This is a genomic window from Accumulibacter sp. (genome assembly GCF_023806635.1).
Classification (GTDB): domain Bacteria; phylum Pseudomonadota; class Gammaproteobacteria; order Burkholderiales; family Rhodocyclaceae; genus Accumulibacter.
Genome location: NZ_JAMTDQ010000049.1, coordinates 1 through 22,693 on the forward strand (window position 1 = coordinate 1; position 22,693 = coordinate 22,693).

General features: G+C 66.1%; 20 protein-coding genes and 1 pseudogene. 5 read left to right on the plus strand and 16 right to left on the minus strand.

Translation table 11 applies throughout. The features are described 5' to 3' along the window. The first annotated feature begins 119 nt into the window (after positions 1 to 119). Positions 120 to 1,583 carry a GGDEF domain-containing protein gene (locus NFW30_RS09965; protein WP_295353906.1) on the plus strand — a complete coding sequence of 488 codons (1,464 nt, stop codon included), beginning with the start codon at positions 120 to 122 and terminating at the stop codon, positions 1,581 to 1,583. Between the two features lie 94 nt (positions 1,584 to 1,677). Here the strand turns inward: NFW30_RS09965 and NFW30_RS09970 are convergent, their stop codons facing one another. From NFW30_RS09970 to NFW30_RS10000, 7 genes are all read right to left on the minus strand, one after another. Then, positions 1,678 to 2,475, minus strand: coding sequence for an enoyl-CoA hydratase (locus NFW30_RS09970; RefSeq protein WP_295353908.1), 798 nt, complete (start codon positions 2,473 to 2,475; stop codon positions 1,678 to 1,680). 47 nt (positions 2,476 to 2,522) lie between these two features. Continuing rightward, positions 2,523 to 4,160: an acyl-CoA synthetase gene (locus NFW30_RS09975; RefSeq protein WP_295353911.1), complete on the minus strand. Its 1,638-nt coding sequence runs from the start codon at positions 4,158 to 4,160 to the stop codon at positions 2,523 to 2,525. A gap of 29 nt (positions 4,161 to 4,189) precedes the next feature. After that, on the minus strand, positions 4,190 to 4,807 hold the full coding sequence (locus NFW30_RS09980; protein ID WP_295353914.1) for an ABC-type transport auxiliary lipoprotein family protein: 618 nt from the start codon (positions 4,805 to 4,807) through the stop codon (positions 4,190 to 4,192). Beyond that, positions 4,804 to 5,745 (minus strand): MlaD family protein, encoded by a 942-nt coding sequence (locus NFW30_RS09985; protein ID WP_295353918.1) that lies wholly within the window; start codon positions 5,743 to 5,745, stop codon positions 4,804 to 4,806. The genes NFW30_RS09980 and NFW30_RS09985 overlap by 4 nt, the downstream gene beginning before the upstream one ends. 2 nt (positions 5,746 to 5,747) lie before the next feature. Further along, positions 5,748 to 6,548, minus strand: a complete 801-nt coding sequence (locus NFW30_RS09990; RefSeq protein WP_295353921.1) for an ATP-binding cassette domain-containing protein — start codon at positions 6,546 to 6,548, stop codon at positions 5,748 to 5,750. After that, a complete protein-coding gene (locus tag NFW30_RS09995; RefSeq protein ID WP_295353923.1) occupies positions 6,545 to 7,660 on the minus strand; it encodes an ABC transporter permease in 1,116 nt (371 codons plus the stop codon). The genes NFW30_RS09990 and NFW30_RS09995 overlap by 4 nt, the downstream gene beginning before the upstream one ends. A gap of 127 nt (positions 7,661 to 7,787) precedes the next feature. Continuing rightward, positions 7,788 to 9,320 (minus strand): Ppx/GppA phosphatase family protein, encoded by a 1,533-nt coding sequence (locus tag NFW30_RS10000; protein WP_295353926.1) that lies wholly within the window; start codon positions 9,318 to 9,320, stop codon positions 7,788 to 7,790. 246 nt (positions 9,321 to 9,566) lie between these two features. On the opposite strand from NFW30_RS10000, the gene ppk1 reads away from it, so the two are divergent. Then, entirely contained in the window at positions 9,567 to 11,687 is a 2,121-nt protein-coding gene (gene ppk1 / locus NFW30_RS10005) for a polyphosphate kinase 1 (protein WP_295353931.1), read from the plus strand. A gap of 60 nt (positions 11,688 to 11,747) precedes the next feature. On the opposite strand, the gene NFW30_RS10010 is transcribed toward ppk1, so the two are convergent. After that, entirely contained in the window at positions 11,748 to 13,973 is a 2,226-nt protein-coding gene (locus NFW30_RS10010; RefSeq protein ID WP_295353933.1) for a bifunctional (p)ppGpp synthetase/guanosine-3',5'-bis(diphosphate) 3'-pyrophosphohydrolase, read from the minus strand. A 66-nt stretch (positions 13,974 to 14,039) separates the two neighbouring features. Here NFW30_RS10010 and NFW30_RS10015 point away from each other — a divergent pair, with 66 nt between their 5' ends. Continuing rightward, complete coding sequence (locus NFW30_RS10015) at positions 14,040 to 14,945, plus strand: DMT family transporter (protein WP_295353936.1); 906 nt, start codon at positions 14,040 to 14,042, stop codon at positions 14,943 to 14,945. Continuing rightward, the gene (locus tag NFW30_RS10020; RefSeq protein ID WP_295353938.1) at positions 14,942 to 15,772 is read left to right on the plus strand and encodes a M90 family metallopeptidase; all 831 of its coding nucleotides are present in this window, start codon (positions 14,942 to 14,944) and stop codon (positions 15,770 to 15,772) included. Before NFW30_RS10015 ends, NFW30_RS10020 begins: the two co-directional genes overlap by 4 nt. Here NFW30_RS10020 and NFW30_RS10025 read toward each other — a convergent pair. The 6 genes from NFW30_RS10025 to NFW30_RS10050 form a co-directional block, all read right to left on the minus strand. After that, a complete protein-coding gene (locus tag NFW30_RS10025) occupies positions 15,749 to 16,507 on the minus strand; it encodes an amino acid ABC transporter ATP-binding protein (RefSeq protein ID WP_295353941.1) in 759 nt (252 codons plus the stop codon). The two genes, NFW30_RS10020 and NFW30_RS10025, sit on opposite strands and share 24 nt — an antisense overlap. A gap of 11 nt (positions 16,508 to 16,518) precedes the next feature. Further along, a complete protein-coding gene (locus NFW30_RS10030) occupies positions 16,519 to 17,277 on the minus strand; it encodes an amino acid ABC transporter permease (protein WP_295353944.1) in 759 nt (252 codons plus the stop codon). A gap of 21 nt (positions 17,278 to 17,298) precedes the next feature. Beyond that, on the minus strand, positions 17,299 to 18,072 hold the full coding sequence (locus NFW30_RS10035; RefSeq protein ID WP_295353947.1) for an ABC transporter substrate-binding protein: 774 nt from the start codon (positions 18,070 to 18,072) through the stop codon (positions 17,299 to 17,301). Between the two features lie 287 nt (positions 18,073 to 18,359). Next, complete coding sequence (locus tag NFW30_RS10040; RefSeq protein ID WP_295353950.1) at positions 18,360 to 19,217, minus strand: lytic transglycosylase domain-containing protein; 858 nt, start codon at positions 19,215 to 19,217, stop codon at positions 18,360 to 18,362. Between the two features lie 226 nt (positions 19,218 to 19,443). Then, complete coding sequence (locus tag NFW30_RS10045) at positions 19,444 to 20,712, minus strand: homoserine dehydrogenase (RefSeq protein ID WP_295353953.1); 1,269 nt, start codon at positions 20,710 to 20,712, stop codon at positions 19,444 to 19,446. Positions 20,713 to 20,766: 54 nt separating this feature from the next. Then, positions 20,767 to 21,171, minus strand: coding sequence for an arsenate reductase (locus tag NFW30_RS10050; RefSeq protein ID WP_295353956.1), 405 nt, complete (start codon positions 21,169 to 21,171; stop codon positions 20,767 to 20,769). A 240-nt stretch (positions 21,172 to 21,411) separates the two neighbouring features. Between NFW30_RS10050 and NFW30_RS10055 the strand changes: the two genes are divergently transcribed. Further along, entirely contained in the window at positions 21,412 to 21,831 is a 420-nt protein-coding gene (locus tag NFW30_RS10055; protein WP_295353958.1) for a DUF3592 domain-containing protein, read from the plus strand. Between the two features lie 356 nt (positions 21,832 to 22,187). Here NFW30_RS10055 and NFW30_RS10060 read toward each other — a convergent pair whose 3' ends face one another. Further along, entirely contained in the window at positions 22,188 to 22,340 is a 153-nt protein-coding gene (locus NFW30_RS10060) for a hypothetical protein (RefSeq protein ID WP_295353961.1), read from the minus strand. Positions 22,341 to 22,436: 96 nt separating this feature from the next. Next, positions 22,437 to 22,693 (minus strand): annotated as a pseudogene (locus tag NFW30_RS10065) (hypothetical protein); the annotation flags it as partial.

Sequence of the window (22,693 nt, forward strand, 5' to 3'; positions counted from 1 at the left end):
GCGCCAACCTCAGCCAACCACCGCCTTGCGCGGATTTGAAATGAGAAGTGCTGCCCGCATTGGCGATTCCCGCCGACGGTCGTCGGCAGGCTGCTAGAATTCGCAGAGGAGGGGCAGCGATGGAAGGTGAGACCATCCGGCATGTCGAAGAATGGGCCAGACCGCGAACCGTGGTGCTGCTCACGCTGCTGCTCCTCGCTGCGCTGTGGACGGCTGTCATCGCTTCAGTGGTCGTCGCCCGCCACGACAGCCTTTCTGCCACCGGCAGGACTCTGCAGCAATTGACGCACGCTATCGAGGAGCAGACACGACAGCAGTTTCGCCTGATCGACACGGTTCTCGTCGCGAGCGAACTCTGGCTGCAGGCCCACCCCGCCCGCTCGCCGGCCAGCGAGCCCGCCATGCGCCAGCTGGTCGACCGTCTGCGGGCCAGCAGCGGCAAGTTCTTCGATATTCCATTGCTGCCCGCCGACAGCCGCTCGCTCCCTATCCCCGGCACGCAACCCCGCTGGGCAGCCGAGCCCGTCGGCGGCGATCGTCCAGCGGAGGTTTTCGGTCTGTCGATCGGGCAGCCGATCGCTGACCCGGCTACGGGCAGGGTTGATCTGCCGCTCGCCCGCGCGCCGATCGACCCGGGCGAGAACCCCCGGCAGTTGATGGCAATGGTGGACCTGGAGATGCTCAGCCGCAGCTACGAGGCCGAGCGGCCGCGACCGGATGGAGTGATCGCCTTGCTCTCGCTCGACGGCACGGTTCTGGCGCAGGCGGGCGACGACCGGCAGCGCGCTCGTTCGCTTGCCGGAGGGCCGCTGTTCCGCCTCCACCTGCCGCAACAACGGCGTGCCTTCGTCGTACTGGATGCGGACGGCGAGGAGCAGCCGCGGCTCCTGGCGAGTTACTCCTCGCCCCCTGACCTGCCTCTCGTCGTCGTCGTTCTCGATGACTACGAGACGGCCCTCGCGGGCTGGAAACGACAAAGCCTGTGGACCATTCTGCTGGCTCTGGGCATGACGATCCCGCTGACCGTCGTTGCCTGGCGATCGTTGCGGCTGCTCCGCAGGCTCGCCGAGCACCGCACACAGCTGCAGCAGCTGGCGATCTCGGACCAGCTCACCGGCGTCAGCAGCCGGCAGCACTTCGTCGCAATGCTTGCCGACGAACTCGTACGGCGGCAGCACCGGCCGCTGCCGCTCGCCGTCATGCTCCTCGACATCGATTTCTTCCGCCGCATCAATGACGGTTACGGCCATGCCGTCGGTGATCAGGTTCTGCGTGCCGTCGCCCAGGCTGCCAAACGCGCACTGCGCCAACGGGATCTGCTGGCCCGGTTTGCTGGCGGACAGTTCGCCGTTCTGCTGCCGGATACCGAGATCGCAGAGGCACTGCTGGTCGCCAACCGGATTCGCGTGCAGATCGGCGAAATCGCCATTCCGACGGAAAATGGCACCGTCCGCTTCAGTATCAGCGTCGGCGCCAGTGCACGCACGGCCGACGATCGGTCCACGGACGAGATCCTCAGGCGGGCGGCGCAGGCACTGCAGGCCGCCGCTGCAGCCGGCCACGACCGCGTCGTCGCGGGCTGATCAGCGACAACAGCCACGGCCGACCGGGTACCGCCGGGCGGCGGAACCCGCATCGGACGATGGCTGAACCTCGGAAAAGGCAGTCGACACGAGATTACCGCCCCTTCCACGACACCTGCCGCTTGGCGATGAAGGCGTCGATGCCTTCGCCGGCATCTTCGGTCATCATGTTGCAGGCCATCACTTCGGAAGCGTACTGATAGGCTGCCTCAAGCCCCATCTCGAGCTGCCGGTAGAACATCTGCTTGCCCATGCCCACGGCTACCGACGACTTGGCCAGGATCGACCGGGCAAGGCGTCCAACTTCGTCGTCGAGCGCGTCGCTGGCGACGACGCGGTTGACCAATCCCTGCTGCAGCGCCGTCCGGGCGTCGATGAAATCGCCAGTGAGCAGCATCTCGAGCGCCTGCTTGCGGCCCAGGTTGCGCGACAGTCCGACCGCCGGAGTGGCACAGAACAGGCCGACATTGATCCCCGACGTGGCGAAGCGCGCACTGTCGGCAGCAACTGCCAGGTCGCACATCGAAACGAGCTGGCAGCCGGCGGCGGTGGCGATGCCCTGGACGCGCGCGATCACCGGCTGCGGCATCCGCGTCAGGCTCATCATCATCCGGCCACAACTGCGGAACAGCTCCTGCAGGAAGGCCTGGTCATGATTCGCGCGCATCTCCTTCAGGTCGTGGCCGGCACAGAAGGCCTTGCCAGCTCCGGCAATGACCACGACGCGCAGCGCCGGATCGGCCGCGATGGCGTCCAGCTCCCTCTGCAGGGCGGCGATCATCGCTTGCGACAGGGCGTTGAACTGGCTCCCCCGGTTCAACGTCAGCGTGCTGACGCCCGCTTCATCGACACGCAGGACGTAGGGTTCAACCGTGCTGATCGAGGTGTTCATTCGTCTCTCCTGGGGTTGGTCGCTGCCACGCCGGCTCTGGCTGGCGGTCACTCGATGGCGGCAGAGGATTTTGCCTGCTCGCGCAGCACGTACTTCTGAATCTTGCCGGTCGAGGTCTTCGGCAACGTGCAAAGGACCACCCGCTTCGGCACCTTGAAGCGTGCCATGTGTTGCCGACAGAAGTCGATCACTTCCTGCTCGCTGACCGTCATTCCCTCACGCAGTTCGAGGAAGGCGCAGGGCACCTCACCCCAGGTCGGATCGGGGGTGGCGACGACCGCTGCGGCAATCACTGCCGGGTGCCTGTAGAGTACATCCTCGACCTCGATCGACGAGATGTTCTCGCCACCGGAGATGATCACGTCCTTGGAACGGTCCTTGATCTTGACATAGCCGTCCGCATGCATGACCGCCAGATCGCCCGTGTGATACCAGCCGCCAGCGAAGGACTCCTCGCTCGCCTTCGGGTTCTTCAGGTAGCCCTTCATCACCAGGTTGCCGCGGAACATGATTTCCCCCATCGTCTCTCCGTCCCACGGAACGGCCGCCATGTTGACTGGATCGAGAACCGTGATCCCCTCCTGCGCGTGGTAGCGTACCCCCTGGCGGCCATTGAGTTCGACCTGCTCGGCCAGCGGCCGGCTGCTCCAGTCGCCGTGCTTGGCGCAGACAGCGGCCGGTCCGTAGGTTTCGGTGAGGCCGTAGACATGCGTCAGGTCGATGCCGATGTTGGCCATCGCCTCGATCACCGCTGCCGGCGGTGGTGCGGCGGCGATCAGTCCGGAGACCTTCTGGCTGATGCCGGCACGCAGTTCGGCCGGGGAGTTGGCCATCAGGCTATGCACGATCGGCGCCCCACAGTAGTGGGTCACCCCGTGCTCGCGCATGGCATCGAAGATCAGTTTCGGGTCCACCCGACGCAGGCAGACATTGGTACCCGCGTTGGCGGCCATCGTCCACACGAAGCACCAGCCGTTGCAATGAAACATCGGCAGCGTCCACAGGTACACCGCATGCGGTGGCATGCCCCAGCTGACGATGTTGCTCATCGAGTTGAGATAGGCGCCACGGTGGTGATAGACGACACCCTTCGGATTGCCGGTGGTACCGGACGTGTAATTGAGCGATATGGCGTCCCACTCGTCGTCTGGACCCCGCCACGGGAAATCGGGACTGCCGCCGGCGATGAATTCCTCGTACTCGCGCGTCCCCAGCCGATCACCGGGACCGCCGTACTCCGGGTCGTCGACGTCGATCACCAGGATCTCGCGCCGGCAGGCAGCCAGTGCCTTGCGCACGGTCGGCGAGTACTCGCGGTCGGTGAACAGGATCTTCGCTTCGCCATGCTCGAGCATGAAGGCGATCGTCTCGGCATCGAGCCGAGTGTTCAGCGTGTTGAGCACCGCACCCGTGGCCGGTACACCGAAGTGACATTCGATCATTTCCGGCGTGTTGTTGAGCATGGCCGCCACCGTATCACCTTCGCCGACACCGTGTGCGGCGAGCGCGGAAGCAAGTTGCCGGCAGCGAGTGAAGGTCTGCAGCCAACTCTGGCGCCGCTGGCCGTGAATTACCGCGACGCGCTCGGGATAGACATAGGCGCTGCGCTCGACGAAGGTCAGCGGCGTCAGTGGCGTGTAGTTGGCAGGATTCTTGTCAAGGCCCACCCGGTACATGTTCGGCATCCCCAGCTTCTCCTCTCTCAAAATAGGTGTCATTCCTGTTGCTCCGTCGTGACACGGCAGCTTTTCAGCCTGCCACGTTTTTCGACTTCATACAACCAGGGCAGCAACTCGTTGCCCAGTTGCCCGCTCGCGGCCACCATCGCACCCACCCCTCCGCGGGCGTCGGCACTGCTCGCCGGCTGCTCGACGGCCACTGCCTTCTCGGCGATGATCCGCTGTCTCGTGTCGAGCAGGGTCGCCTGCCCCTGCAACAGCGCGCTGCTCCGCTGCGGCGTGGCGAAGACCTGCGAGAACTCCTGCAGTTCGATGCGCAACCGGCAGGTGTTCGCGTTCCGGCCACGTGCCGCGCTGAGACCGAGCTGCTGCCGCAGACGCTGCTCGAGCATTTGCGCCGGCGAGGCGGCCCAGCGACTGGCAGCGTAGCTGCGCAACCGCAGCGGTTCATCGTAGAGCAGGCGATACTCGATCGTCAGCGAATCGAACCAATAGGGCAGCCTCGTCTCGAGCGCGACCCCCGACCAGCGCTCCACGTCGGTCAGCCGCGCCGGCGGCGGTCCCAGATCGTAGACATCCGCCCGTTGGGGACTGCGCATGCCGCTGCAGGCCACCAGCAGGCTGGCGGCAAGAAGGCTCGCAAACCTCGTCATCGACCCACCCCTGCTGGCATCGCGGGCGCGACAAAATCGGCCTCACCCGGGCCCGGTGCATGCGGTGGCGGACCGAAGATGATGCTCTGCGGCGACTCCTCGAGCATCTGCAGCACCCGGTTGAGCTGGCGCGAGTTCGCCGACAGCTCACCGCTGACATCTTCCAGGCGCGTCACCAGGGCGGCGATACCGCCCGGAGAAGGTTCGCCGATCAGCCGCCCGAGGCGTTCGCCCAGCGGCTGCAGACTGCTTGCCAGGCGACGCGACTCGAGCAGCAGCGGCGCCGCCTCGGCAGCCGCCCGCTCGGCGTGTGCCAGGGCACTGCCCAGCAGGCGCAGGTTTTCGTCCGTCAGGATCTTGCGCAACTGCCGCGCCACCTCCGTGGTGTTGCTCGTCGTCGCATCCAGATTGGCGAGAATCCCGGCCAGGTGCCGCCGGTTGTCGTCGTCAAGAACGAGGTTCGCCCGCTCCAGAAAATCCCGTGCCTGGCGCAGCGTCGCACCGCCGACATCCGACAGCTCCTCGATCAGCGAGGATTGCATCGTGATGCGCGGCAGGCCGCCATCGTCGCCAGCGAGCGGCGTCGCATCCTTGCCATTGTCCTCGAGGAGGATGTGGGCGATGCCGGTGACCCCCTGATAGCCAAGGCGCGCGGTGGTGCTGCGGGTGACCGGGACGCTGCGGTCGACACTGACCCGGATCAGGATGTTGCGCACCTCTGCAGGGTCGAGTTCGATCGCTTCCACCTTGCCCACCCGGATGCCGCGATAACGCACCTGCCCCTGCAGGTTGAGGCCCGTGACGTTGTGCCGGCTGACGACGATGTAGTCCGTCGTCGCTTCGTGCCTGCCGCCGAACCACCAGACGGCCAGCACCGCGGCGAGGCCAAGCAGCAGAGTGAACACACCGGCCACCAGCGCATGCGCCCGGTTCTCCATGCTCAGATCCGTTGCTGCCGGATCGCCGCCGCCGCGCGTCCGGAATCGAAGAAGTTGCGGACGAAGGGATGATCCACCGCCGCAACCTCCGCTGCAGTGCCGCAGGCGACGATCCGCTGATCGGCCAGCACCGCCAGGCGGGTTGCCAGGCCGGCGAGTGTCTCGGGATCGTGCGTCACCATCACCACCGTGAAACCCAGCTCCTTCTGCAGCATCCGCAGCAGCTTGACGAAGCTTTCGCTGCGATCAGGATCGAGACCGGCCGTCGGCTCGTCGAGAACCAGCAGTTCCGGCTCGAGCGACAGGGCGCGCGCCAGTGCCACACGCTTGACCATGCCGCCCGACAGCTCGGCCGGCATCAGCCGTGCATGCCGTGCTTCGAGTTCGACCATGGCAAGCTTGAGAAAGACCAGATCAGCGACCATCCCTTCATCGAGAGTGTGCAGTTCCCGCAACGGAAAAGCAATGTTGTCGAAGACCGAGAGCGCCGAAAACAGGGCGCCCTGCTGGAAGAGCATGCCGAAACGCCGCCGCAGCGCCCGTCGGCGCCGCGGATCGGTTTCGAGCACCGACTGGCCGAACAGCCGCACGGTCCCCTTGCTCGGCGCCAGCAGGCCGACCATTTCGCGCAGCAAGGTCGTCTTGCCGCTGCCCGAACCACCGACCAGTCCGAGCATCTGCCCCGCCTCGATGTCGAGATTGATGTCGCGATGAACGACGAGATCAGCGAATTCCGTGTACAGTCCGCGAATCTCGATCACGGGCGGCAACGACTGGCCGGCAGCGGGTGGCGCACGCATCATGGCAGCCCCAGTCCGCGCGTCGCGACCGCGAAGACCGCGTCAACGAGGATCGCCACGGTGATCGAGCATACCACCGAACTGGTCGTCAGCGCCGACAGGCTCTCGGTGTTCGGTTTGACCCTGAGCCCGAAATGGCAGGCGATCAGCGCGATGAGCACGCCGAATACCAGTCCCTTGCAGAGGCCGATCCAGACGTTCGCCACCGGCACCACGCGCGGCAGCGTGTCGATGAAGTAGGCGTAGGAGAGCCCCATCTGCAACTTGGCAGCGATCATGCCGCCGATGATGCCGGCGGCAGAACACCAGATGACGAGCAACGGCATCGCGACGGCGAGCGCCAGCACCTTCGGCAACAGCAGACGCTGGCTGCGCGACACACCCATCGTCGCCAGCGCATCGATCTCCTCGGTCACTCGCATGACGCCGATCTGGGCGGTCATCGCCGAACCGGAACGTCCGGCGACCAGCACCGCGACCAGCATCGGGCCGAGTTCGCGAACGATGCTGATGCCGAGCAGATTGACGATGAAGACGTCGGCGCCGAACGTCTTCAGCTGCAGCGCGGAGAGGTAGGAAAGGACGATGCCGATGAGGAAGCCGATCAGAGCAATCACCGGCAAAGCCCGCGCACCGCTCTTGTACAGGTTGGCCGAGAACTCCCGCCAGGGCATCTCGCGCGGGTGCCGGCAGAGATAGCACAGATCGAGAACCAACTGCCCGATCAAGGCGACGATCTCGGACAAGTGACGCAGGCCCGCCAGCGACAGCCGGCCAAGGGCGGCGATCCAGGCCAGAGCGTCGTGCGCTGCCGGAGCGCCCTCGAGGTCGCCGGAGATCGCCGCCACCCGTTCGAGCAGGGCCCGATGCTCGACTGAAAGGATCAGCGAGCTGGGCCACTGTCGGCCCCAGGCCCGCCAGAGCAGAGTCGCCCCGGCGCTGTCGAGGCGCGACACCGGGCGCAAGTCCCAGACGGGGTTGTCGGTCGCAAGTTGCCGCACGCGCAACTCGAAAGCGGCGATCGGCTGCGGCATCGTCGCCAGACGCCAGTCACCCGCGAGCACGAGCTGGCGGGCACCCGCCTCATCGACCATATCGATCGTCGCCGCGGTCATCGCTGCGTTCAGCAACCGGCGCCGGATCTGCTGCCGGCCTGCGCCGACGTGCTGTTCACTCGCTCACTCCCCGTTCGGAAAAGGCGCCTCCCCGCCTGCCGCGGGCAACCACTCGCGCCCGCGCCTGCTACGACTTCTGCAGCAGCTCCAACTGCACCACCTTGTCGCGCGGCACCGTACCGACCTTCAGCGTGATGCCGATGCGACGCCAGAACGTCACCTCATCCGCCAGCGCGGTGGCGGTGATCGGATTGCCCGCCTGCCAACGCGCCGGCAGATCGAGTTCGAAGCCATCGGCGGCTTCCCGGACCGACATCTCGGGCAACGGATGGTCGTCGCGCGCCCGGTGCAACAGCGCCGCCAGCCGCAGACAGAAGAGCAGCCGCCAGTTGGGATCGCCCGCCGGCATCGCCGCGAGCTTCTGCAGCTTGCCACGCTGACCGAGAACCAGCAGGGCCAGCCGGGCCTGATCACGCTTCGAGAATCCCGACATGTCGGCATGTCCCAGGATGTACGCGCCATGCTTGTGGAACTGGCTATGCGCCACCGATACACCGATCTCGTGCAGCGAGACCGCCCAGCGCAGAAAGTGTACATCGTTCTCGTGCGCGAGATCATCGAGCTTGATCATCTGGCCAAGAATGAGCAGGGCCGTGCGCTCGACCCGCCTGACCTGGGTCTCGTCCACCTGATAGCGCTGCATGAACTGGGCCACCGTCGTGTCGCGCGTATCATGACGCGCGAAGCGCCCGAGCAGGTCGTAGAGCACACCCAGCGGCAGGGCACCGTCGGAATAGGTCATGCGCTCAAGGCCCATCTCGGCGAACACGGCTGACATGATGGCGACGGCACCGGGCAGAATGAGGCAGCGATCCGGACGCATGCCGTGCAGGTTCAGCGCCTCCGCCGAACCGGCGCGGATCAGCAACTGACGCAGCCGGGCCAGTCCCTCGCGAGTGATGCCGCTGTCCCCCTGCGGGTTGAGATCGTTCATCTCCAGCAACGTGGCGATTTCCTGCGCCGCTCCGGAGGATCCGACGGCCTCGCCCCAGCCACGGCGCTGATAGTCGACCACGATGGCCTCGACCTCGCGCGCCGCCGACACTTCGGCCGCGTACAGGCGCTTCTTGTCGACCTTGCCGTCGGGGAAGAAGCGCTGGTGATAGCTGATGCCGCCCATGAACAGCGATTCCATCAACGCCGGCTCGGTACCCTCGCCAATGATGAATTCGGTCGACCCGCCACCAATATCGACCACCAGGCGGCGGTGGCTGGCTGCCGGCAGGGCATTTGCGGCGCCGATGAAGATCAGCCGTGCTTCCTCGCGGCCGCCGATGACCTCGATCGGAAAGCCCAACGCTGCCTCGGCCTGCAACAGCACCAGTGGCGCGTTCCGTGCGACCCGCATGGCATCGGTCGTCACCGCCCGTACGGCGTCGGGCGCAAAACCGCGCAGACGTTCGCCGAAGCGGCGCAGCGCGGCGATCGCCCGCTGTTGCGAAGCATGATCGAGCAGTTTTTCGCGCGTGAGGCCGGAACCCAGGCGAACCGTCTCGCGCAGGGTATCCAGAGGGTGAATCTGTTCGCCAACGATGCGCCCGACCTGGACGCGGAAGCTGTTGGAACCCAGGTCCACCCCGGCTATCAGTTCGTAACTCATGACTGTTCCTCTTCGCCCGCACGACAAGTGGTGTGCCTGGGCCCGGCATTCTAGCATTCCCCGCGCTGCACCTCCGTTGGCCCAGGCGAGCGGCGGTGCGCTGCAGACACGGACGCCACCATGCCAGCGCCCCCGCCAGAGCGGAAGAAAATGGCCGCCGGCAGACCCGCGCGCAGCCTATCGCTGTAATATGTCCGCCTGCAATTGAACCCTTGTCCGAGCCATCCTTCTTGACGGAACCGATCGATGAACATAGTTGCCACGACCAGCGAGACACCTCCCCTTCAGGCACCCACCGGCTTCCCGCCGGAGTACTTCCAGAATCGCGAGATGAGTTTGCTGGCGTTCAACCGGCGGGTCCTGTGGCAGGCCAAGAACCCGCGAACACCCTTGCTCGAGCGTCTGCGCTTCCTCTGTATCGTCAGCAGCAATCTCGACGAATTCTTCGAGATTCGCGAGGCTGGCATCAAGGAACAGCTCAAGCTGAACTCGGTGGCGATCACCACCGATGGCAAGACGGCACGCGAGGTCTACCAGCTGGTGAGCGAGGAGGTCCATGCCATCGTCAGGGAGCAGTATGCACTGCTCAACGACGAAGTCCTGCCACAGCTCGCTGCCGAAGGCATTCGCTTCCTCAAGCGGGCAGACTGGAATCTCGAACAGCGCGAATGGATCAGGGAATTCTTCTTCCGCGAAGTGATGCCGGTGATCACACCGATCGGCCTCGACCCGTCGCACCCCTTCCCGCGCGTACTCAACAAGAGTCTCAACTTCGCCGTCGAACTCGAGGGGCGCGATGCCTTCGGGCGCAGTTCGGGCGCAGCGATCGTACAGGCGCCGCGCGTCCTGCCACGCGTCATCCGCCTGCCGCGCGAACTGGGCAGCAGCGAGTACTCCTTCGTCTTCCTGTCGTCGATCCTGCACGAGTTCGTGCACGAACTGTTCGCCGGCATGAAAGTGCTCGGTTGTTACCAGTTTCGCGTCACGCGCAACAGCGACCTGTTCGTCGACGAGGAAGAAGTCAAGAACCTGCGCGCCAAGATCCAGGGCGAACTGCCGCAGCGCCACTTCGGCGACGCGGTTCGCCTGGAAGTCGCGAACAGCTGCTCGGAGGCGATGACGCAGTTCCTCCTCGGCCAGTTCAATCTGACCGAAACCGACCTCTATCGCGTCGCGGGCCCGGTCAACTTGGTCCGCCTGATGCAGGTTCCAGACTGGGTGGTGCGCCAGGATCTCAAGTTCCAACCCTTCACACCGGGCGTACCGAAGGCCCTGCAGAAATGCCAGAGCGTCTTCGACGGCATTCGTGGCGGTGACATCCTGCTGCATCACCCCTACCAGAGCTTCAACCCGGTGATCGAAATGCTCGAGCAGTCAGCGGTCGACCCGCAGGTTGTGGCGATCAAGATGACCGTCTACCGCACGGGTACCGACTCGGTGCTGATGCAATCGCTGTTGCGTGCAGCGCAGAACGGCAAGGAGGTCACGGTCGTCGTCGAGCTGATGGCGCGTTTCGACGAGGAGGCGAACATCGGTTGGGCAACCAAGCTCGAGGAAGTCGGCGCCCACGTCGTCTACGGTGTCTTCGGCTACAAGGTCCATGCCAAGATGCTGATGGTCGTTCGCCGTGAGGAGAGCAATGGCGGTGGCAGCATCCTCCGCCGTTACGTCCATCTGGGTACCGGCAACTACCATCCGAAGACAGCCCGCCTGTATTCCGACTTCGGTCTGCTCACCTGCAATGAGGAGATCGGCGCCGACACCAACGAGGTCTTCAAGCAGCTCACCGGCCTCGGCCGCGCACAGACGCTGACCCACCTGTGGCAGGCACCGTTCACGCTGCAGCCCAACGTCGTCGCGGCAATCCGGGCCGAGGCGGAAGCCGCGCGTGCCGGCAAGCGTTCGCGAATCATCGCCAAGATGAACTCGCTGCTCGAACCGGAAACCATTGCCACGCTCTATGAGGCTTCGCAGGCTGGCGTCAAGGTCGACCTCATCGTGCGCGGCGTCTGTGGCTTGCGGGCGGGCGTCAAGGGCCTTTCGGAGAACATCAATGTGCGCTCGATCATTGGCCGCCAGCTCGAGCACCACCGCGTCTTCTACTTTTACGCCGGCGGTGAGGAGAAGGTTTACCTGTCGAGCGCCGACTGGATGGAACGTAACTTCTTCCGCCGGATCGAACTGGCGTTCCCGGTCCTCGACCGCAAGCTGAAGCGGCGGGTGATGAGTGAAGGCCTGCAGATCTACCTCACCGACAACGCACTTGCCTGGGAACTCGGGCCTGACGGCACCTACCACCAGAAGCGTGGTTCGCGCACCAGCCCGCATTCCTCGCAGGCCGAGCTGATCGAACTCCTGAAGGGCTAACGGGCCAGCCACCACGAAAGGCACCGGCGGCACGCTTGCGGCCGCCGGCTGCTGCCGGCGTCAGGCACGGCGCGCGCCAACGACTCCGTGCACCCCATGCAGCAGCGCGAGCGTCCGCTCGAGTTGCGGGATGCTGCCGACCTCGGCGGTGAAACTCATGTGCGCGTTGCCCTGACGCGACTGCGTGTTCACCGCGATGACGTTGATCCTTTCGCGCGCCAGCACATCCGACACATCGCGCAGCAGGCCCTGTCGGTCATGGGCATCGATGACGATGTCCACGGCGAAGACCGCATCGCTGCCGGCGCCCCAGGTCGTTTCGATCAGCCGCTCCGGGTGCATCGCCTGCAGGTGCACGAGATTGCTGCAGTCGGCACGGTGGACGGAAACGCCGCGACCGCGGGTGACGAAGCCGACGATCGGGTCCGGCGGCGCCGGCTTGCAGCAACCCGCGAGCTGTGTCAGGAGACGGCCGACCCCGACGATCAGGATTCCCTTCTCCGCCACGTCGCTGTCGCGTTGCCGGCGGACCGTCAGCTCGTCGGGCACGCGCTCGTCGACGGGCTCCTCGCTGGCACGTACCGCCGCCTGCAACTGCCGCATGTTCAGCGTCGCGCGCGCCATGGCGATGAAGAGGTCGTCGCTGCGCGCGAGCCCGAGACGGACGGCCAGGTCGTCGAGGTTGAGCCCGGGCTGTCCCAGCCGCTGCAGTTCGCGTTGCACCAGCGCCCGCCCCTCGGCCAGGGTGTCGTCGAGCGCCAGGCTGGCGAACCACTGCCTGACCTTGAGCCGCGAGCGATGGGTGAACAGATAGCCGAGCGCCGGGTTCAGCCAGTCGCGTGACGGCCCGCCCTGCTTGGCGAGGACGATCTCGACGCGCTGCCCGGTCGCCAGCTGGGTATTCAGGGGCACCAGCGCACCGTCGACCTTGGCGCCGCGACAGCGATGGCCGACGTCGGTGTGCACGCGATAGGCGAAATCGACCGGCGTCGCACCCCGCGGCAGATCGACGACCCGTCCCTGCGGCGTCAGGACATAGACCGTCTCATCGAACGCTGCCTGTTTGTAGCGCCGGACCCAGTCCGATGCATCCGCCACCTCGTCGCGCCAGGTCAGCAATTGACGCAGCCAGGCGATCTTCTCGTCGTAGCGGTCCTCGGGTGCCGCCCCGCTCGCCTCCTTGTAGCGCCAGTGAGCGGCAACGCCCAGTTCGGCATGGCGGTGCATGTCGCGCGTGCGGATCTGCACTTCGAGCGCGCGGCCATCGGCACAGTGCACCGCGGTATGCAGCGAGCGATAGTCGTTGCCCTTCGGATGCGCGATGTAGTCATCGAACTCCCTGGCGATCGGCGACCAGATGTGGTGCACGATGCCGAGCGCCGTGTAGCAGTCACGCACCTCGTCGACGATGACACGGAGCGCACGCACGTCGTAGACTTCAGCGAAGCTCACCCCCTTCTTGCGCATCTTGTTCCAGATGCTGTAGATGTGCTTCGGGCGACCGTAGACCTCGGCGTGGCCGACACCGGCAGCCTGCAGCTCTTCCTGCAGGCGGGCGCTTGCGGTGGCGATGAACTGCTCCCGCTCGACACGCTTCTCGTCGAGGTGGCGCGCGACATCCTTGTAGATTTCCGGGTGCAGGAAGCGGAACGACAGATCTTCGAGCTCCCACTTCAGCTCCCAGACACCGAGCCGGTTGGCAAGAGGTGCGTAAAGCTCGAGCGTTTCACGCGCCACCGGCACGCGCAGTTCGTCCGCCTCGGCGGCAAAATGACGCAGGGTCTGCGTCCGCGAAGCGAGCCGCAGGAGGACGACGCGAATGTCCTCGACCGTCGCCAGCAGCATCTTGCGCAGGATCTCGACCTGCGCCTTCATCTCCTGCGGGTTGCTCTCGGAGTTGGCCGCCGAATGCGCGCTGAACTTGCGCGTGATCGGCCGCATCCGGTCGAGGCGAGAAATACCGCCGACCAGGTGCGCGACGCCGCCGCCAAAGCTGGCCTCGATCTGCGCCAGACCACGGTCCTGCAGGGCCGGCACGGCAAAGAGCAGCGCTGCCAGCCGCGAATCGGCATCGAGCTTGAGTCCGGCGACGATCAGCGCCATTCCCAGCGCATGTCCCCAGACCGCCTCGCCGCTACCCAGCAGGCGGTCGGCGTAAACCGGGCGTGCGTACTCGACGGCCCGCCACAGGCGCTCGGCGGCAGCGGCCGGCAGGCCTTCGGCGAGCGCCTGCAGCGAGTCGGCGGGATCGCCGTGTGCGGCGAGCGAATGGAGGACGGAAACCATTGGCGGATTATAAGGGCGCCGCCGGTCATTAATGCATAATGCGCCTTTCGCCACGGCCAGCCAGCGATGCACGCTCGCCTGCAGAACCCGTACCTGCTGCTCGTCCTGACCGTTCTCTTCTGGTCCGGCAACATGGTCATCGGCCGCGCCCTGCGCGAGCAGGTGCCACCGCTGTCGCTCGCCTTCTGGCGCTGGGCGATCGCCTTCGTGCTCGTCCTGCCGCTGGCGTTGCCCCATCTGCGGACGCAATGGCCACTGCTGCGCGCGAACTGGAAAGCGGTGGGCGTGCTCGGACTGCTTGGTGTCGGCGGTTACAACACGCTGGCCTACATCGGCTTGCAGTACACCCCGGCAACCAACGCCGCACTGCTCAATTCCTTCATCCCGATCGCCACGATCGCCCTCTCCTGGGCCTTTCTCGGCAAGCATCTGCGAACCACAGACTGGCTCGGGGTGCTCATTTCCTTTGCCGGCGTCAGCATCATCGTCAGCCAGGGCGATCCGCTCCGTCTCGCACAACTGGGCTTCAACGTCGGTGACCTGTGGATGCTCGTTGCCGTCTTCACCTGGGCACTGTATACCATCGGCCTGCAGTGGCGACCGGCTGCTGTCGACCCGATGCTGCTGCTCGCCGCTTTTACCCTCGTCGGTCTGGCGGCGCTGGCACCGGCCTACGCCTGGGAGGTTTCGCAGGGGCGGTCGATCCATGTCTCGCCGGCGACGCTGGCGGGGATCGCCTACACCGGCATCTTCCCCGGTTTCCTCGGTTACGTGTTCTACAACCGCGCCGTCGGCGAGGTCGGCGCGAGCAGGGCCAGCCTCTTCCTGCACCTGATGCCCGTCTTCGCAACCATCCTCTCGGCCATCTTCCTCGCCGAGATGCCGCAGCCATACCACTATCCCGGCATCGCGCTGATCTTCGCCGGCATCTACCTGACAACGGCGACAGCCGCCGCGACACCCGCGAGATGATCGGCAAACTGCTCGGCTGGCTGAGGAACCGCCGCGAACCAGCACCCATCCCCGACGCGCTGTGGCTCGAGCTCAGTTCACGACTGCCTTTCGTCGCCTGTCTCGACGGCGAGGAGCAACTGCGGCTGCGGCGGCTGGCCGAGGAATTCCTTGCCGAAAAGGAGTTCACCGCCGTCGCCGACTTCGAACTGGACGACGCCATCTGCGTCTCGATCGCCGTCCAGGGATGCCTGCCGATCCTCAACCTCGGCCTCGACCACTACTCCGGCTGGGTCGGCATCGTCGTCTACGCCGACGAGTTCATCATCCCGCGCTGCATCGAGGACGAATTCGGCGTCGTACACGAGTATCAGGAACTGGCGTCGGGCGAGGCCTGGGAGGGCGGTCCACTGCTGATTTCCTGGCGCGACGCACAGATGGCAGGTGAGGGCTACAACGTCGTCATCCACGAGTTCGCGCACAAGCTGGACATGCGCAACGGCGAAGCCAACGGGATGCCGCCGCTGCCGCCGGGCATGTCCGCCGCCGCCTGGCAGACGGTTCTTCTCGCCAGCTACGACGCCTTCTGCGCCGCCGTCGAGCGAGCCGACCGCGGCGGCGAGGAAACCGTCTTCGACCCCTATGCCGCCGAGAACCCGGGCGAATTCTTCGCCGTCATGAGTGAAGCCTTCTTCGAGACACCGCAAGACCTGCTGGCCGAGTTTCCCGATCTCTATGACAACCTGAAGCGCTTCTACCGGCAGGATCCGGCGGCGCGGCCGCGGCCGCCGGCCGGGCTTCCCGGCACGGGCTGCGGCGAGAGCTCAGAAGCCATGCCGCACCTGTGACAGGAAGGACTTCGCCCGCTCATGCCCGGGATTCGAGAAGAAGCCCTCGGGCGTGGTGTCCTCGAGAATCACTCCTTCGTCGAAGAAGATGACGCGGTCGGCGACCTCGCGCGCAAACCCCATCTCGTGCGTCACCACCAGCATGGTGATGCCGCTGTAGGCCAGTTCACGCATCACCGCCAGCACCTCGTTGACCATTTCCGGGTCGAGCGCCGAGGTCGGCTCGTCGAATAGCAGCACTTTCGGATCCATCGCCAGCGCGCGGGCGATCGCCACCCGCTGCTGCTGGCCGCCGGACAGTTGCACCGGATACTTGCTGGCCTGCGTCTTCAGGCCCACCCGCTCGAGCAGGTTCATCGCCTTCTCTTCGGCAGCGGCCTTCGCCATCCGGCGCACCCGCATCGGCGCCAGGGTCAGGTTGCGCAGGACGGTGAGGTGGGAAAACAGGTTGAAGCTCTGGAAGACCATCCCCACTTCGCGGCGAATGGCGTTGAGGTTGCGGATGTCGTCGCCGAGGACGATGCCGTCGATGACGATCTCGCCCGAGTCGTGCGCTTCGAGGCGGTTCAGGGTGCGCAGGAAGGTGGACTTGCCGGATCCCGAAGGCCCGACGATGGCGGTCACCTGTCCCTCGTGGAAGGTTGCCGAGACGTCCCTGAGTGCCTGGAAGGAGCCGAAGCGCTTGCCGACCGCGCGCGCCTCGATGATCGGCCGGAGATCGGCTTCAGAGCCCATGGCAAGTCCCTTCAGCGCTTCTGGCCGACATCGAGTTGCGCCTCGAGTGCGGCCGTCAGCGTCGTGAAGGCCGTGGTCAGGATCAGGTAGATGGCGGCGATGGTCACGAACACCGGGATCGGCTGGTAGCTCTCGGCCTGCACCCGGTAACCGACCATCGTCAGTTCGACGACGCTGATGGCGTAGGCCAGCGACGAATCCTTGACCAGCGATGCAAGGTTGTTGGCCAGTGCCGGCAGGGCGACGCGCATGCTCTGCGGCAGGATGACATCGATGAAGGTCTGCAGTGGCGTCAGCCCGAGGGCGCGCGCGGCCTCGACCTGGCCGTGCGGAACGGCCAGGATCCCCGCCCGCACGCACTCGGTGTTGTAGGCGCCGACGTTGAGCGACAGGGCGATGGCGGCGCAGGTGAAATCCGACAGCTCCACGCCTTCCGGCATGATCGTCGGCAGGGCCAGCCAGACGAACAGGATCTGCAGCAACAGTGGCGTACCGCGGATCAGCCAGACATAACCGTCACAGAACCAGCGCAGCGGGCCAAAATGCGACAGCTTTCCGAGCCCGGCGAGGACGCCGATGACGACACCGGCGCTGCCCGCGATCAGCGTCAGTCCGACGGTGATTCTCGCCCCGTCGGCGAACTGCTCGGCCGCCGGCCCGATGGGTGCCGGCAAGGCCGCAAGCGGCAATGCCATTCCCCAAAGGAAGAGGAGCAGCCCGATCATGGCGGCGAACATCGCCCATCCCGGGTACAGCCTGGTCCAGTTCATCGCTGGCGACCTGGATCAGGGTCAGGAACGGCAGGAAATGTCTTCCTTGAAGTACTTTTCCGACAGTGCCTTGTAGGTGCCATCCTTCATCAGCTCGGCCAGTGCCTGATTGAGCTGCTCGGCAAGTCCCTTGTTGTTCTTGCGCAGGATCATCGAAACGCGCTCGACGAACACCTGCTCGCCGGCAGTGATCCCGGCATCGGGGTTCTTCTCGAGCGTCGCCTTGACGGTGAACTTGTCGGAGATCCAGGCATCGACCTTCTTCGCCTTCAGGGCGGCAAACGCTTCCGGGTCGCCCTTGTAGGTCTTGATCGTCTTGATACCCTTGATCTTCTTCGCGGCATCGGCGTAGCTGGTCGCCAGTTGCACGCCGACGGTCTTGCCATCGAGCGCTGCAACCGTCAGTGGTCCGTCCTTGTGGGCGGCGATCTGGCCGCCGGTACAGTAGTGGGGATTGGCGAAATCGACCGACTTCGCCCGCTCTGCCGTGTAGCCATGCGAAGCGATGGCAAAGTCGAAACGGTCCTGCTTGAGTGCTGCGATCTGGCCGTCGAACGGCACCACGCGCCATTCGAGCTTCAGCCCGAGCTTCTTCGCGATCGCTTCGGCCAGTTCCACCTCGAAACCGGTGAGCTTCGGTCCATCATAGTAGTTGAAGGGCTGGAATCCCCCCTCGGTGGCGACGATGATGGTTCCCGACTGCTTGATCGCATCCCACTCCCGCGCCACCGCCGGACCGGAAAGGACGAGCGACAGAGGAATGACGGCACTCAACAACCTGACTAGAAATCGCATGTTACCTCCTGTTGATCAAGATCGGACGCTGACGACACGGCACCGTCCTCGTGGCACGCAGGTCCATCGATCGCGGGCCGGCGGGTGAAGACGGCGCAAAGAGTACAACAAACAGGGACAATGGGGCGCAAGAAATATGCTTTATGCGGACGATATGCCCGGCGGGGCGCTGTCATGACCACATCCGCAGCACGCAACGCGGCTGCCGGCGACGGGCGAGCGGGAGTGGCCGTGGGCCGGCATCATCCCGTGGCGGCAATGCGATCCACCTCGCCGGCGAGCGGCGTTCAGCCCCTCTCTCGCGTCGCGAAGCCGGAGAAATGCAGGACACGGCGGACGTACTGCTGCGTCTCGGCGAAGGGCGGCACACCGCTGTAACGCTCGACGGCTCCCTCGCCCGCATTGTAGGCGGCGGCAATCAGCCGCCAATCGCCGGCGAAACGCTTGTCGAGCCAGCGCAGGTAGGCGAGTGCGCCTCTGACATTGTGCTCCGGGTCGAACGGCCGGGTCACGCCAAAGCGCTCCTGCGTCGCCGGGATCAGCTGCATCACGCCCTGCGCATTGCGCGGCGAGACGGCCGCCGCATCGAGGTTCGACTCGGCGATGGCGATCGCCAGCGCGAGACGCGGGTCGATCTGATACTGGCGCGCGGCGTTGCGGATGAGGTGGGCGATCCGCTGCTTCGCCGTCGACTGTCCGGCCAGGTAGCCATCGAGGTCGAAACGGGTTCCGTCGGCGCTGTTGCCGTACACCCCGCACTCGTCGCCGATGATCGCGCTCGCCACCCGCGAATCGTAGAGCCTGAGTGCCTCGTGGTGGCCGAGACGGGCAGCCAGTGCGAGATAGGCGTTGGCCAGCGCCGGGTTGCGCAACGGGCGCGGCGCGCTGGCCAGCACGCGGCCGACACGGAAGAAGCCTTCGGGACTGCCCATGGTACCGGCGTCGCAATAGAGTGCCACTGCCAGCAGGAGGTTGCGCCGGATGCCGACGCCAAACTCCGCCGCATGCCCCTGCTGCAGCGCTGCCGTCACCCGCGGCGCCTCGATGTAGCTCTCGGCTCGTGCCCTGCCACCCGGAAGCGCAATGGCCACCAGTAGAAGCAGTGCCACACCGACGAGCATGCTCCAGTCCCGAACCCGTTTCATCGCTGTCGCACCCGCTGTTCGCATCAGATCAGCCGAGCTGCCGCAGGATCGCGGCGGCCACCCCGTCGCCCACAACACCAGTCTGTAACGGCCGGCCACTGGTAGACGAGGAATTAATGCACGTTTTCTGCTGATTTCCACCCGCGACCCGGCCGCTCGGGCGCCAATCCTCACCGCCCGGGCGTGCCCGGCAGCAGTGCGGCGCGGGGTGTGGGAACCCGCCCGCTCAGTGTTCGCCGATGCGCAGCACGACGCTGCGTCCCCAGCCGGCTGCACTGAGGGCTGCCAGCACCAGGTCGAGGCGCCGACGGTCGGTGGTGTGAGTCGTCAGGATCAGCGGCACGAGCGAGCCGCCGGCAAGTTCCGGAACCTCGGGCTGCAGGACCGATGCAAGGCTGATGCCCTGGCTGGCAAAGAAACCGGCGACCTGCGCCAGCGTGCCCGGCCGGTCGGCGACGGCCAGCCGCAGGTAGTAGCGGGCAGCGCTCGCCTGCCGGTCTGCCAGTTCGGCCACACCGGCGAGGAACGGATGCCCGGCCGTGGGAACCCGACCGCGGCCCTCGGCGATATCGAGCAGGTCTGCCAGCAGACTGACGCCCGTCGGCGCCGGGCCGGCACCCTTGCCGGCGAGGAGCGTCTCCCCGAGTCCCTCGCTCTCGACGCGGACGGCGTTGCACTCCATGCGGATCGACGCCAGCGGGTGATGCAGCGGCAGCAGGACCGCTCCCACCTCGGCATCGACACGACCACCGGTCGCGCGACCGACGGCAGCGACGAGCTTGATGCGGTAGCCCATCGCCTCGGCCTGGCGGACATCCTCGAGGGCAAGACGGTCGATGCCCGAGGTGGGCAGCCGTCGAAAGTCGACATAGGCGCCAAAGGCAAGGGTCGCCAGGATGCCCGCCTTGCAGGCCGCATCCTGGCCCGAAACGTCGTAGGTCGGGTCGGGCTCGGCAAGGCCGAGGCGTTGCGCATCGGCGAGGCACTCCGCGTATGCTGCCCGCTCCTCGCTCATCCGGGTCAGCAGGTAGTTGCTCGTCCCGTTCACGATCCCCTCCAGGGCAGTGATCCGGTCGACGCGCAGGGCTTCCTCGAGCGTGCGGATGATCGGTATGCCGGCGCAGACGCTGGCTTCGTAGCCCAGCGGCAAGCGGCGCTCGGCCGCCAGGGCAAAGAGCTCGGGGCCGCGCTCGGCGAGCAGGTTCTTGTTCGCCGTGACCACGGCCTTGCCCTGCGACAGCGCCCGGCTGACGATGCGAAACGGCTCCTCGACGCCGCCCAGCAGCTCGACGACGACATCGATCTGCGGATCGTCCGTCAGCTCGGCCGGACAGGCCGTCAGCGGGGTCGTGGCGGGGAGTTCCGGTCGCGGCTTCGCGGTGTCGCGAACGAGGACGGTCTTCAAGCGCAGGCTGCGCGCAGCCGGCGAGGTGTGCAGGAGGCGGATCAGGCCGGCGCCGATGCTGCCCGCCCCCGCCACGCCGATCGTGAGCATGAGCTATTCCCCTCTTCCTGCACCGGCGACAGCGACGGCGCTGCCGCCCTTCCTTCAGGCCCCGTGGCTACCCCTCACGGCCTCGCCACCCGGCGCTCGCTGGGCGGCGTTGCTGGCATCCAGCAGGCGGGCATGGATTTCGGCGCTGAAGCCCACCAGCAGCTGGCCACCGACGGCCAGGACGGGGCGACGGATCAGCGTCGGATGCGCCACCATCAGTTGCAGGGCCCGCTCCTCGTCGATGCCGGCTCGCTCATCCGCCGCCAGACGCCGCCAGGTCAGGCCACGGGTATTGAGCAGCGCCTGCCAGCCAGCATGGCGATTCCACTCCGGCAGGTGCGCTGCCACCACGCCCGGCTGCCGGTAGTCGCGGAACTCGTAGGGCACGCCATTGGCCTCGAGCCAGGCAAAGGCCTTCTTCATGGTGTCGCAATTGCGGATGCCGAAGACGGTGATCATCGCAACGAGTCCTTGTCGATCTGATGTTCTGCCGTATCATCGCATGGCCGTGCCGGCAGTCCAAGCCACCTGCTCGCCGCCCGTGCTCGCGTGCCGCGGTCGTCACGGCCTGCGGTCCGTTCGATCGGGGCCGGCAGCCGCGTGCCGGGCAGCAGTCCGCCGCCGCCGACGGGCGGCCGCTGCGGCAGGAAGCGGACACTTCCCCGACGGCGGCAGGAGGAAACGAAGGAGTTCAGGATCATGTCCAGTGCAGCGTTTCGCATGCTCGGTTGGGGACTCGAAATGGCCGGGCTGCTTCTCCTGGTCTGCGGCTGCGTGCTGGCCTGGAAGCACTGGCAGCGCACCCGCGGCTGGCGGGCGGCGCCGGGTACGGTGGTCGCGCAAGTGGCGGTCGCGGTGACGCCCGGCAATCCCTACGATTTCCCGGTAGTCGAGTTCAGCACCGGCGACGGCCGCAAGCGTCTCTTCGAATCCGACAGCGGCCGCTACGTTCGACCGCTGGCGATCGGCACGCGGGTCGAGGTCCTGCACGACCCGCTGCGACCGGAAGACGCCGTCGTGAACCGGTTCGCCGACCGCTGGTTCGCCGCCGCCGCGCTCGCCGGGCTCGGTGGCATGGCGATCGTCGTCGGCCTGATGTTCGTCACCCTCGCCCGCTGAAGGGTCGCGAAGAAGTCGTCGGCAGCAGGCCGGGTGCCGGGCGCGATCGAGCAGCCGCGGCAACGTTCGAAGCGTCAGCCACCGCTGCAAACAGAGCGCCAGGATGACTTGCTCCGCCAGCGACTTGTCGGGCACCTTGCCTGACTCGCGCATGGGCGCAGCCAGCGCTGCCAGGCGTGCCCCTTGTTCGGACGCCAAATGGTCGGACTCCAAAAATGTTCGAACCCGGTCTACAAAGGTTCGGAGTCGGCCGTCAATTGTTCGGAGCTGGCGGGCGAATGTTGCGAGGCTTCGCCCCCGGGCGTCGCCGGCTTCGCTCGGCTGCAGCCATTTGCCGCTCGGCGATCGGAGTGCTTTCACGAATCCGCCATCGCCTCGAAATCGTGCAGCAGCTCGCTCGGCATGTGGCGCCGAAATTGCCGCGGGGCAATCCCCGCAACGATCTTGCCGGAGAGGTCGGGCGCGTGCGGCTTGAACAGAAAATGGACTCCCGCCTCGAGTACCGTCACGCACCGCCCGGAAGAGGTTTGCCTGAAACTCCCTTCTTCTGGCGCACGCACGGACAGGAACGCGAACCAGCTCCGGTCCGTAGCCCACCCAGCAGTTCATGCAAGCGGCCTCCGTACCCAGATCCAGCCCTCGCGCCTGGCGAGATCGGTGTCCCCCGGGGGCAGCGTCTCCGCGGTCATGAAATCCTTGGCCGCGACGAGACACAAACCGGCATCGAACACGTCGACGCGTTCATCGGTGAGCGAAAGCAGGATCGGAATCTCGGCGTGAAGAGCCTGCGCAATCCGGCACCGCACAGCCCCTTGGCGCTCACCAGAATTGACCCGTTTCTGCTCACCAAAGCTGACCCACA